At 60.1% G+C, this 11,507-nt stretch carries 15 protein-coding genes; 8 read left to right on the top strand and 7 right to left on the bottom strand.

Annotated features, from left to right (window positions below; all coding sequences use genetic code 11):
- The 3 genes from NEI07_RS17775 to NEI07_RS17765 form a co-directional block, all read right to left on the bottom strand.
- The coding region (locus tag NEI07_RS17775) for a hypothetical protein (protein ID WP_256036432.1) at window positions 1–272 on the bottom strand (272 nt) is incomplete at its 3' end.
- A 51-nt stretch (window positions 273–323) separates the two neighbouring features.
- Window positions 324–1,529 (bottom strand): PepSY-associated TM helix domain-containing protein, encoded by a 1,206-nt coding sequence (locus tag NEI07_RS17770; protein WP_256036429.1) that lies wholly within the window; start codon window positions 1,527–1,529, stop codon window positions 324–326.
- Between the two features lie 2 nt (window positions 1,530–1,531).
- Window positions 1,532–3,895: a TonB-dependent siderophore receptor gene (locus tag NEI07_RS17765; protein WP_256036426.1), complete on the bottom strand. Its 2,364-nt coding sequence runs from the start codon at window positions 3,893–3,895 to the stop codon at window positions 1,532–1,534.
- A 724-nt stretch (window positions 3,896–4,619) separates the two neighbouring features.
- Here NEI07_RS17765 and NEI07_RS17760 point away from each other — a divergent pair.
- Window positions 4,620–5,297 carry a response regulator transcription factor gene (locus NEI07_RS17760; protein WP_256036423.1) on the top strand — a complete coding sequence of 226 codons (678 nt, stop codon included), beginning with the start codon at window positions 4,620–4,622 and terminating at the stop codon, window positions 5,295–5,297.
- Entirely contained in the window at window positions 5,294–6,694 is a 1,401-nt protein-coding gene (locus tag NEI07_RS17755) for a HAMP domain-containing sensor histidine kinase (RefSeq protein ID WP_256036420.1), read from the top strand. Before NEI07_RS17760 ends, NEI07_RS17755 begins: the two co-directional genes overlap by 4 nt.
- A gap of 100 nt (window positions 6,695–6,794) precedes the next feature.
- Here the strand turns inward: NEI07_RS17755 and NEI07_RS17750 are convergent, their stop codons facing one another.
- On the bottom strand, window positions 6,795–7,073 hold the full coding sequence (locus NEI07_RS17750; protein ID WP_256036417.1) for a hypothetical protein: 279 nt from the start codon (window positions 7,071–7,073) through the stop codon (window positions 6,795–6,797).
- A gap of 379 nt (window positions 7,074–7,452) precedes the next feature.
- Between NEI07_RS17750 and NEI07_RS17745 the strand changes: the two genes are divergently transcribed.
- From NEI07_RS17745 to NEI07_RS17720, 6 genes are all read left to right on the top strand, one after another.
- A complete protein-coding gene (locus tag NEI07_RS17745) occupies window positions 7,453–7,665 on the top strand; it encodes a cold-shock protein (RefSeq protein ID WP_018408066.1) in 213 nt (70 codons plus the stop codon).
- Between the two features lie 156 nt (window positions 7,666–7,821).
- Window positions 7,822–7,977 carry a hypothetical protein gene (locus NEI07_RS17740; protein WP_256036416.1) on the top strand — a complete coding sequence of 52 codons (156 nt, stop codon included), beginning with the start codon at window positions 7,822–7,824 and terminating at the stop codon, window positions 7,975–7,977.
- A gap of 65 nt (window positions 7,978–8,042) precedes the next feature.
- A complete protein-coding gene (locus NEI07_RS17735; protein WP_256036413.1) occupies window positions 8,043–8,309 on the top strand; it encodes a hypothetical protein in 267 nt (88 codons plus the stop codon).
- A 15-nt stretch (window positions 8,310–8,324) separates the two neighbouring features.
- Window positions 8,325–8,567, top strand: coding sequence for a hypothetical protein (locus NEI07_RS17730; RefSeq protein ID WP_018408069.1), 243 nt, complete (start codon window positions 8,325–8,327; stop codon window positions 8,565–8,567).
- Between the two features lie 207 nt (window positions 8,568–8,774).
- Window positions 8,775–9,008: a hypothetical protein gene (locus NEI07_RS17725; RefSeq protein WP_256036411.1), complete on the top strand. Its 234-nt coding sequence runs from the start codon at window positions 8,775–8,777 to the stop codon at window positions 9,006–9,008.
- A gap of 130 nt (window positions 9,009–9,138) precedes the next feature.
- Window positions 9,139–9,273, top strand: coding sequence for a hypothetical protein (locus NEI07_RS17720; RefSeq protein ID WP_014893117.1), 135 nt, complete (start codon window positions 9,139–9,141; stop codon window positions 9,271–9,273).
- Here the strand turns inward: NEI07_RS17720 and NEI07_RS17715 are convergent.
- The 3 genes from NEI07_RS17715 to bufB are packed head-to-tail and all read right to left on the bottom strand — an operon-like array spanning window position 9,270 to window position 11,504.
- Window positions 9,270–9,764 carry a DoxX family protein gene (locus NEI07_RS17715; RefSeq protein ID WP_256036410.1) on the bottom strand — a complete coding sequence of 165 codons (495 nt, stop codon included), beginning with the start codon at window positions 9,762–9,764 and terminating at the stop codon, window positions 9,270–9,272. The genes NEI07_RS17720 and NEI07_RS17715 overlap by 4 nt on opposite strands.
- A 56-nt stretch (window positions 9,765–9,820) precedes the next feature.
- Complete coding sequence (locus tag NEI07_RS17710) at window positions 9,821–10,594, bottom strand: HvfC/BufC N-terminal domain-containing protein (protein WP_256036408.1); 774 nt, start codon at window positions 10,592–10,594, stop codon at window positions 9,821–9,823.
- Window positions 10,578–11,504: an MNIO family bufferin maturase gene (gene bufB / locus NEI07_RS17705; RefSeq protein WP_256036407.1), complete on the bottom strand. Its 927-nt coding sequence runs from the start codon at window positions 11,502–11,504 to the stop codon at window positions 10,578–10,580. The genes NEI07_RS17710 and bufB overlap by 17 nt, the downstream gene beginning before the upstream one ends.
- Window positions 11,505–11,507: the final 3 nt, after the last annotated feature.

Raw genomic sequence — 11,507 nt, 5'->3', positions numbered from 1 at the left:
CGGGCGGGATGTCTGCGATCGAGCGCGACTTGCGCCAGCGGCGCGATGAAGCTCGAGGCCCCGCTATCCTCGGCGATGGCGAAGCGGCACAGGACGCCGCCCGCGTCGCCGGCGTCGAAAATATCGAGAATGACGAGTCGCGGCGCGCCGCGCGCGATGACGCCACGCTCGCGCAGAAAAGCGATGAGCGCCGGCCTGGCGTGGGCCGAAAGCGGCAGCGCCCGGCGCAGATTTTGGACGAGACTTCCATTTTTTGCGTGATCGAAATCCATTTGTCACTCCATCAATAAGTAAATCGATGCTCGTTGAAATCGCGCGAGCTTTCACTCAGCCGGCGCAGGCCGCGGCGCCGTCCGCCGCACATGCGCCAGCCGCGCCGAACGCTTCTTCCACCAGATGTAAACGCCGGTGACGGAGAGCATGGCGATGACCAACCCCAGGGCGCAGATGAAGATGCGGTAGGGAAGGCCGAAGAGATTGGCCGTGTGCAGCTCGACGAGCCAGGTGGTCAGCGTCGTTCCGCTGCGATGCCCCGTCGGCAGGCTAAGGGTTTTCAGTTCGCCCGAGCGCGAGTCAAACAGGATCGAGGTCGAGCCGGCCTTGTCGCCGATGTCGCGCGACGAGCGCACGCGATATTCGTAAAGGCCCTTGTCGCGCAGGTGATAAAGCGCCAGAGGCCGTTCGATTGCAAAATTGTGTCTGCGCGCCTCTTCGGCCATCAGCCGCTCGCCGGTCGCTTGCGCTGCCTCCCATTCCATCGGCGCGCGCGCATCGCTTTGTATCGTTCCCTCCTGCGCCCAGACGGGCGCCTCGTAATCCAAAACGAGTTGCGTCGCGCGCGTGTAGAAATTCGGCAGTGTGAAGAAGACGCTCGACCAGGCGTAGACGAGAAGCATGGCCCAGAGCCACAGGCCGCTCGCGCGATGCAGATCGAAATTGACGCGATAGAAGGAGCTCTTGAGCTTCACGAGCCACGACGGCTTCCAGCGCGCAAAGAATCCTTTGCGCGAGCGCTCGCTGCCCGCCGGCAGCGTCAGATAAAAACCGACGAAACAATCGAGCGTCCAGACAAGCGCCACGGCGCCGAGAATCCACTCGCCGATGCCGCTCATCGCGAGATACATGTGAAGGCCGTAGACGAAGGGCATGATGTCGTTCTTGCGTCTCGGCAGCCCATGCCATGTGACTCGCCCGAGTTCATGGCCGTCGATCGGATCGAGATGGATGTATTCGAAGTCGAGCGGCGGCGCGCCGTCGCGCGCCTCCATGCCGATCTGAGCGGAACCAGGGTAGCCGAGATACACGGTGCGCGCTTGCGCGCCCGGAACCAAGGTTTCAGCCCGCCGCACAAGCGTCGCTGCGTCAAGCTCTATCCCGGCGCGGGAGCCGGGATAGAGTTCGGGCGTGAGCCATTGATTGATCTCAAGCCAGAAGGCGAGCAGGCATCCCGTCAGCCCGACCACGATCAAAAAGCCTGCCATCGCCAGTCCCGTCCAGCGATGCAGCCATACGAACAGCGCGCGCGGCATCGCTAGAACTCCACTCTGATCTGCCCAACCGCCGTGAACGGCGCGGCGGGCAGCGCGTTAAAACGCGCCGATGCGTTAAAGAAATTGTCGACGCCGGTAAAATACTGCGCATTGTTGATGTTCTTGAGATTGAGCTGAGCGGTGACCTTATGGCCTTCGACAAGCGTCGCGTAGCTGGCGAATCCGTCGAGCCGCGCCCATCCGGGCAGCAGAAAAGTATTTTGCAGATCGCCCCACACATGCGTCGAGGCGGTTACGCCGACGCCTACGCGTAAACCAAGGCCATTTTCGCCGAAATCGTAAGTGGCGAATATTTTTCCCGCGTGGCGCGGCGCGTTGACGAGGTGATTATACAGGAAGCCGCTGCCGTAAGGATCCAGGGGATCCTTAACGGAATCTGAAATCACCTTCGCGTCCATATACGCATAATTGGCGATGATCGCGACGCGATCGTAAACCCGCCCGATTACGTCGAGCTCGATTCCGCGGCTACGTTGCAAACCTCCCGCCGTAACGGCGGCTGGATTAGGCGAGGAAAAATCGCGGGTCAGAACGCCAGACTTGGTGATTTGATAAAAGGCGAGCGTCGCCGATAGGCCCGGAAGAGGCTCCGACTTAAGGCCGACTTCCCATTGCTTGCCGCGCTGCGCCGCAAACGGCTGCCCATCGGCGGAGATGCCATTGTTCAGGCCAAATGACTGCGAATAGCTCCCATAGACGCTGAGCTGAGGCAAAACGTCATAGACGACGCCGGCGCTCGGGCTCCAACCTGTATCGACTAGCGTTGGCGAAGCGAGACGATCAGCGATCGCCAGCTGTTTGCTCGAATTATAGAGAGGCGCGCCCGTGATTTCGTCGAAGCCGCCATTCACGCTTCCGACCGTCACGTCGCCAACATCATAACGGGCGCCGAGCAACACATGCAGCGTATCGAACCAAGTCACATGGTCCTGAACATAGAAGCCCTTTTGCCGCGTGAGGACGGACGAATGGCTCTTGAAGCCAGTGCCGATCTGCGCATCCCAATAGGCCAAAGGCGGCGCGGTTCCATAAACCGGAGAGAACATATCGATGGGATAGGTTCCGGCTCCACTACTGAAATTGTAGTCATAATAGCCATTGAGATAATCGAGCCCCACCAGGAAAATATGCTTCGCGCCGAGCGCATTGAATTTGCCTTCGAGATCAATATTCGTTGAAAATGCATTGCCGTTCATGAATTGATATTGCGTATAGCGTTGCAGCGTCCGCCCGTCGGCATCAACGCAATAGGTTATGTCGACACAGAAGCCTGCAATATTAGGCTTAGAGAGATACGGCGTCGCAGCGTAATTGAAACGGTTGGTGACCTTCCAATCCTCATTGAGGTTTTGTCTGAATTTGTAGCCAATGTTGAAGCTGTCGATGCGATCGCGCGGATCGTTCGGTTCCTGAAAGGATCGGCTCAACGGTATCGGCGCGGGACGGGCGCCGAAAATCGGGACGCCTGTATCGCTTTGCGCATGTTGACCGAGAAATTGCGTGTCGACGGTAAACTCCGTCCAGTCGCTTGGACGGTAGCTGACGACCGGCGCGATGAGCACGCGCTCGCCGCCCTGAAAGGTCCGGAACGATCTGTTATTCTGGTAAGCGCCGGAAACGCGGTAAGCGAGACCCGGCACTTGCGCGACTGGCTGCGAAAAATCCCATTGCGTGCGATAGTAGTCGAAGGAGCCGATCTGCTGCTCGACACGATACAGCGGGTGGGCCAGAGGTTCTTTGGTGATGAGATTTATAAGACCGCCGGGTTCTGCGCGCCCGTATAGAACGGAGGCGGGACCTTTCAATACCTCGATGCGCTCCAGATTGGCTGTGTCGAACCCGCCCGGATTGCCCTCGCCAGCCGGTATCGCGAGATTATTGCGATAGATGTAGAGGCTTCTAAATCCGCGAATGGTGAAATTATAGCCTTCCAGCTCGTTGTTGTTGGAATGAACGCTGGGCACATTTTCGAGAGCCTCTTGGATATTGGTGTCGTTCTGGTCAATCATGACTTGCTTGGGAACGACGTTAATTGAGACGGGCGTCTCTCGTATCGGAATATCCGCCTTTGTGCCTGTCGAGGCGTTTCGCACGACATAGCCTTCTTCGGGCGTCTTCGGCTCGCTCGGGAATCTCGATGCGACTCCCGGGTCAGAAGCGGCCGCTTGGCCGGCGGCTGCCTCGCCCGGCGTCGAGTCAGGCTCTCCCGCGCCGCGTGCGGCCGGCGCGTGACGCGCCCCACCCACGTCGATCGTCGGCAGCGCCTGTTGGGCGAGGGCGTCATAAGAGACGAGCAAGGTTAGCGCGCCGGCGGAAACGCCGCGCAGTAGAACGGACGAGTTCATTGAGAAACTCCAGAGCGCCATTCACGGCGCTCGAGCAGACGAAAAGAAGAAGCAGGTTGAGCTTAGGGCGCGAGTCGCGAATCAGGCCCGCCGCGGCGGGGCGCGCGAGGACCAGGCGCTCGCCCAACCGGCAAGCGCGAGCCGGCTCCGCGCGGGAGCGCGTGGCTTAACAGCGTCGGCCGCCGATGGGCGCCAGGGCGCTAGGCTAAATGCCGCTCCCGGAAGACTAAACGTCGGCGCCTCGTAACTTGCCGAGCAACAGAGGCCAGCCAAAGAGCAATTATGCGCGTGACCGTCGTTCGCTGGCGCGCGCGTGTCATCTTGCGCACAATCCGCAACGGCCGCGATCGAGACCGCGGCAATCTCTTCATGAGAAGCGCTTCGCGCCCAGGGCGAGGCGAGAACAACTCCCTGAACCGCCATGACAAATGCGATAAAGCTGAACAGGATCGCGCGGACGCGTCCGAGGCGCAGCGGAGCGCTCTCGCTCGTCTTTGTCGTATGGCGTGGGATCTGCTGCTTCATCGCCGTCTTCGCCTGGTGGAGAATAAATAGCCAAAGCGGGGCTGATGCGCCTGACATGAGTCTGACGTGAGAAATTTTAGCGCGAATCCGGGACGCTGTGTCTTTCTGGCAACAGCCGGCCCTTCGCGCGGGGTGTCTTGTCTTGCGATTTCGGCCACCAAATTCGATAATCGACGGCGCGAAGGGGAGCGGCGCCCATATGCGAATATTGTTGGTTGAAGACGAGCTGGATGCGGCGCGTTTGACGGCGTCGTTAGTCGGCCAGGCCGGTTTCGACGTTGATCAAGCCCGCTGTCTGAGCGCTGCGCGAGAAGCTGTAGAAGTCTCGAATTACGACCTCCTCCTGCTCGATCGTCGTCTGCCTGATGGCGATGGGCTGTCGCTCATGCCGCTAGCGCGGCGACTGCGGCCGGGCATTCGCATCATGATGCTGACGGCTATGGACGACGTGGCGGACAAGGTGTCGAGTTTCGATCTCGGCGCGGACGACTATGTGACGAAGCCGTTTCAAGGAGAGGAGCTGATCGCGAGAATACGCGCCTGCGTTCGGCGTCCGGGAAGCGGCGCGCCAAAGCCGATCGTCGTGGGCGCGCTATCTTTTGACCTGACGACGCGTGACGTCCGTATCTCGAACAAAATCGTCACGCTGCACCGGCGGGAATTGGTGCTGCTCGATTCTCTTCTGCGGCGGGTCAATCGTGTGGTTTCGCGCGAGACTCTTCTCGACGAGGTCTTCTCTCCACACGACGACGTTCAGGACAACACGCTCGACACGGCCGTCTCCCGCTTGCGGCGACGCCTCATCGCATGGGATGCCGGAGTCGTCATCCACACTGTTCGCGGCGTTGGTTATATGGCGACGGAGCCGTTCAATTGAGACGACATTCTCTCGTATTGCGTATTGTCGGCTGCCTATTCTTTGCTCAGATCATCGCCTTTACGATCGCGTGGCTCTTTACGATCGGCCTTGGCCTCGCGGGCGTCGACATTTTCGCCACTTCGCTCGACGAGTTGTCGGCGATTCGCGCAAAAAAGCAGGTCGTCGCCTCATTAGCAATGAATGACGCAAAGATGCTGGAGTTCAGGCCGACGCCCGACTTGCTCGAAGACCTCGCGCGCGCCCCCGGCATGAAGTTCGCTGCGTTCAAAGGTCTGAGCCGCGATCCCGTTGCAGGCTCATCGCCCGAGCTTATCGCGATGCTGAGGCCGCTCATCGAGATCAGCCCGACCCATGTGCATTTTGTTCTGCCGGGCGACCCAAGCGCCATCCGTGCAGGCCTAATGGAGCCGCTGTGGACTCCCTTTGGCAGGCTCCACATCGCCGTCTACGGACAGAAATTCCGCTGGAGCGACATTTTCTACGTCGCCGTCGAGGATATGCGCTGGTTGATCTGGTATTTCGTCATGGCGACAGTCATGTCGGCAGGCGCGGCCTGGTTCGCGGTGCGATGGGGGCTGGAACCGCTCAGACGCGCGGCGGAACAAGCCTCCGGCATCGACATGAACTCCCTGCACCAACGCCTCGACGCAAATGACGTATCGAGCGAAATCGGACCGCTTGTTGACGCGGTAAACGACGCCCTGGCGCGGCTCGACGCTGGCGTCGCCCGACAGAAGCGCTTTGCGGCAAATGCGGCCCATGAACTTCGCACCCCCGTCACCGTTCTTGGCGTGCGGCTCGACGCGCCCGAGGAACCGACCTTCAAGAACGATCTGAAGCGGGACCATCGGCGGATACGCAACATTGTTGAGCAGCTGCTCGCTTCGGCCCGGCTCGGAGAACAAACGACAAAGCTCGATGAAACGATCAATCTCGTCGAGTTGGCGCGAACGATGATCGCAGACGCGGCGCTTCTCGCGTTGAAGGCGCGACGCCGGATCGTTCTGGAGTCGCCGAGCGCGCCGGTGTTCGTCACGGGGAATCGGCCGGCGCTCGAGTCGGTCATCGCGAATGTCATCGATAATGCTCTTCGCGCCGAGCCGGAAGGCGGCGCGGTGCATGTTCGTGTCGCCGAAAATGCAACGCTCGAAGTGATCGATCACGGCTGCGGCGTCGAAGAAGCGGACCGAGAAATGGTCTTCGAGGCTTTCTGGCGAAAGAATGAAGCCACTCCCGGCACGGGCCTTGGCCTCGCCGTCGCCAAGGAAATCGTGGATGCACACGGCGGCCATATCTGGGTCGAGGACACGCTTGGCGGCGGCGCGACGTTCAAGCTTGAGTTTCCGCGATCGAATGCGAATTTAAATTTTGCTGCCCGCGAGCGTTGCGGATGACGCGCGGGATGAGCTTATGCAGCTCTGGCGCGTCCGACGTCTATTTAGGCGAGGCGAAGCAGAAAATCGGATCGGCGTCCGCTACTGGCGCCCGACGCCTTTAGATCGCAAAAGGCGGCGCGTCTCCGCGAAAGGTTCTCGACAGGATCCGCCAAGCCATCCTGTCACCGGTCAACGCCAAATCGCCCTCATCGCAGCAGTCCGCGGCGAGTTCAGCAACTTTTCGCCACTCGTCGGTGGTCGGCGAGAGCCATATCTCTTCTGCGGTTCGGTCATCACAGGAGAGCGAAAGAATTGCGTGCACGATCACGAGGCTGGTCCGGGGATGTTCAGCCCACCACGCGGATGATGCAAATCGGAGAGTTTCTTTTTCGGTCATCGCCCTTGCTCCTTCGCTTTGTGCTCAATGCAGCGAAGCCGGGGATGTCCACGAAATGGGCGTTCTATCGACGAAAGCAAATTCTTTTTGGACTTAATTTGTCTCAAAGTTGAAGCCGAACGTAGTCTTGGCTCTGGAAACGTGTCCAAATGTTTGGCCCTCGACGGCCGACCGATGCGTCATATTCGCTCAATTCTTCCCGCGTTTCAGCTTGTATTTTCGCCGATATGCGCTAATTATTGATTATCGAGTTTTCGGCCGAATGATCTTGCTTCCGCTCCCTTGGCGCGTCGGCTTCTGACTTCCTCTCCAGAACTTCGATCCCCAAGCGCCACGCAATCTTGCATGGCGCAGACAGCTGTTCTCGAAAGGACATGTCATGCAGACCGGTATCGTAAAATGGTTCAACGCCCAAAAAGGCTTCGGCTTCATCCAGCCGGAGTCCGGCGGCCCGGACGTATTCGTTCACATCAGCGCGGTTGAGCGCGCGGGACTTATGGGCCTCGCGGAAGGCCAGAAGCTCAGCTACGAAATCGCCATCGACCGTCGTAGCGGAAAATCTTCGGCCGATCAGCTGCAAGTCGCAGCCTAACGATCGTCCCGGCCCCTGATGGTCCGGCCGCAATGCGGCTGATCGCCAGGGGCCGGCGAGTTCCTTTCAGGAGGAACGAGACTCTTTTTAACGTCCGCGCAAGATAGCGCAGCAGGGGACGTTGAGCGCGAGGCCCATTCATACGGAGGGGCGGACATGGCTAAAGGCCAACGGCGCAGTAATCGCGAAGCGAAAAAGCCCAAGAAAGATAAAACCCGCGACGGGGGAGCGGCGGTTGTCGTCAAGGATTCGTCCTGGCTGACCGTTGAAAAGCTCCAGGCGCGCGAAGCCGAAGCGAAGCGACGGCGGTAAGTCGAGCGCATAGCGGGCCCATCGCCTGAATGCGCTCATGACGATTACTCGAGGAGCGCCTCCACATGACCAATGACAACGACACGATCCGAAGCTTTCGGCGTCCGGCGCAAAGGCTTACCGCCTCTCCGTCGCATAAATTCGCGATCGGGGTTCGCGTGATCCAAAAATTCGGGGCCGCGACGGGGACGGATTCGTTCAGCGTCACGCGCCATCTGCCCGACGCCGGCGCCGGCCTGCAGTATCGGATGAAGAGGGAACGCGATGGGCAGGAAAGGGTCGCCGTAGAATCCGCGCTCGAACTCGTCGCGCGGGAAGAGTTCATGCAATAGTTTCTGGAGGGGTCGATGGACGCGAAGCAATATACAACTGAAGCCGCCCTCTATTTTTCAAAGGCGGCCAATTCGCATTCGAAGTCCCTCAATTTTCGGCGCTTCGAGCACGCTTCAGAGGCTATTCGCTTCGCCGTAGAGGAGCTTACGCCAAAAGCGCTCGCCGGCTGTTCTCTGGAAGTGGATGAACAGCACTTTTTCGGCCGCGAGATACGGCCGCTTTACGACAGCGAAGATTATCCGTTACGCCGCCGGTGATGTGGAGCCGCGATTAACTCGCCTGAGTCGGCCGCGCCTGAAGTCGGATTGAAAATCTTGCTAGAGCGCGGCGTCGCGCCACGCGCGGGGTTGCCTCCTTAAGCTGTTTCAGCATTCGCACGCCTCGTTCCTTCGAAGCGTGGCGCCCTATCTGTCCTTGCGAGCGCGATCAGGCGGAAGGCCTGAGCGCAAGCGAGGATCAGAACAATGGCCAAGACACAGAAGATGGCCAAGACATACGCCAAGACATACGCCAAGTCAGACGCAAAGACCTCTGACGACATCAGCGGCGCGACGGCTCCGCTCGCCTTTGCCGGAATCGGCTCCGCACTGGCTGCAGGTTTGGGCGTTGCCGCGGCAGGACTTTCCGTTGCATTCGTATGCGCCATCGCCGGCGCGATCGGCGGAGCGATCCTCGGCGTGTGGGCAAATCGCCGCTGACGCAATTCCTGCTGAAGGCGCTGAGAAGCCAGGCGACGATCGGTTCCGGTGAGGGCCGCGTGCGAAGGCGCACATTCGCACGGTTCTGTAACGGGTAGCGTTCTCCTCAGCAAAACAACAGGAGGACGTCATGTCGAAATTTACCAGCGCGATTGTCGGAGCCATCATCGGGTCGGTCATCTTCTTCGGAGTCGGCGCCGGTTTGGCTCATGCCCATACAGCGCCTCAGCAGACAGGATCTGTTGTCTATGTCGAGGCGCCTTAAGCGCGCCTCGGCGACCACGCTCGAAACAGCAGATGGTCGAGGGAGATCGCGCCGGGCCCACGGGCGATCAACACGGTGAGGATCGCCGTCCAATAGGCGTGGACCGTCCACCATGCATCGGGATAGACGAAGATCTGGATGACGATTGTCATCGCCAGAAGAATGAACGCCGACAATCGCGTCAAAAGCCCAAGGACAAGCAGCAGCGGCAGGACGAATTCGAGGCCGCTTGCCACATAGGCGGCGGCGGTCGGCGAAATGAGCGGCAGTTTATATTCGTCGGCGAATAGCGCGAAGGTCGCGCTGCGCACCGCTGTCGGGATTTGGAACGACAGATCAAGGCCGAAAATTTCGCGGCCGAGGGTCGGTCCCTCGATCTTTGTCTGGCCCGAGACGAAGAACGGATGCGCGGCGACGATCCGCAGAAAAAGCGCGATCAGCGAATAGGGGATCGCATCCAACCAGCGTGCGATCTTTCTTATGAAATTCATTGCGTTCAAGCTCCATCAATGATCGCTGCGGTCACGCCATAACGCGTTTCTTAAGTTCAGTGCGCGACGCTGACGGCTACGAAGGCTCCAGTCACGAGAAGCTCGCGCAAGCAGTCGGTCAGGTTGAAATCCGCGGCGACGCCGCTCGCCGCATTCACGGCTTCGCCGAATGTTCTTCCGCGCCTGAGCGCATCGACGAAGGCCGATCCACCGGCGGGAAGAGCCGCTACCATGATTGCCAGCTGGGGACGAACGACAAGCGCCTCTTCGCCGCGGTCCAATTCCAGCGGCCCCATCTTTTCGTCCGACATGTGCCGTCGCCAGATCGAAACGATCGGATGTTTTGATGCGATCACATGCGTCGAGGGATGTAGAGCAGCCGTTGCGCTCTCCATTCGATCGAGCGGCAGGGCGCGGATCAAATCCAACGGCAGCGGCGCGGCGTCAGCGGCGTGATAGGCCTGGCCGACAGCATATTCCAGCCGCGCGACGTCAGGAAGATAAGGAAGTTCGCGCGCCGGCTCAAATTCCGAAACGAACGTCGCAAATTCCTCCCCATATTCGAAAAGCATCGGGCTGCGGGGTTGGAAAGCGCGCACATAGCATTGCGCCATGGCGCGAAAAAACTCATCGCCGACCAACTGCACGCAAATTGGAAAGCGCTCCGCCAGCGCGTCGACCAGTCCGACGCACACATTGTTGCGATAGACGGCGAACCGTCGCTCTGGCGGAAAGCCGCCGGGGGTTTCGAGTTCGTTGGGCGGCGGCAGCTCTGGGTCGAGCAGCGCGCGGACAAATGCGCCTTGATCGAAGTCAGCCGAGGTCGTCATGAAGCGCCTCCGATCTCAAGCTGTCTTCGACAGCACGCCGACTCCTTTCAAGGAACGTTTGCGCTCGCGTGGCTTGCGCCAAAAGCGTTGGCCAGGAGGGAACGTCGTTGTCCCATTCGATCAGCGTCGCGACCGGTCCGCGTCGCGACAGCGCGTGATCATAGAGGCGCCAAACCGCGTCGGGGACGGGCGCGCAATGCGCGTCGATCAGCAGAGGGTCGCCAATTTCGTCGACATCCTCGGCATATCCGGCGAGATGAATCTCTTCGACATAGGACATTGGGAAGGCGTCGATATAGTCCTCCGCCGAAAATGCCAGGTTCGTTGCGCTGACATAGACGTTGGTCACGTCGAGCAGCAGCCGGCAATCCGTGCGGCGCACGACTTCGCGCAGGAAGTCGACCTCCGAATATTCCGAGGATCGGAACCGCAGATAGGCTGCTGGGTTTTCGAGGAGGATCGGCCTGCCGAGCGCCTCCTGGATTTCATCCACATGAGCGATGACATACGCCAACGTCGCCGCATTATAGGGCAGGGGCAGCAAGTCGTTGAGAAATCGCGCGCCCTGCGTCGACCAGGCGAGATGTTCGGAGCACGCGGCCGGGTCATAGCGTTCGACAAGCGTCCTTAGGCGGCCAAGATGCTCGCGGTCGAGAGGCTCAGCGCCGCCGATCGACAGGCCGACGCCATGGATTGAGAGAGGCGAGTCTCGGCGCAAACGCATAAGCTGCGCATGCGGAGTCCCGCCGGCGCCCATGTAATTCTCGGCGTGGATTTCGAAAAATCCGACATCGCGGGCCGAGGCCTCGATGTCAGCGAGATGCACGCTCTTGAAACCGACGCCAGCGCGAGCGGGCAGTGAGGATGCCGCGCGCTCGCGGCTATGTTCGGAGGCGGATCGCGCGCCCATGCT

It is taken from the genome of Methylocystis suflitae, assembly GCF_024448135.1.
Lineage (GTDB): Bacteria > Pseudomonadota > Alphaproteobacteria > Rhizobiales > Beijerinckiaceae > Methylocystis > Methylocystis suflitae.
This window is presented reverse-complemented; position numbering and strand designations above follow the sequence as displayed.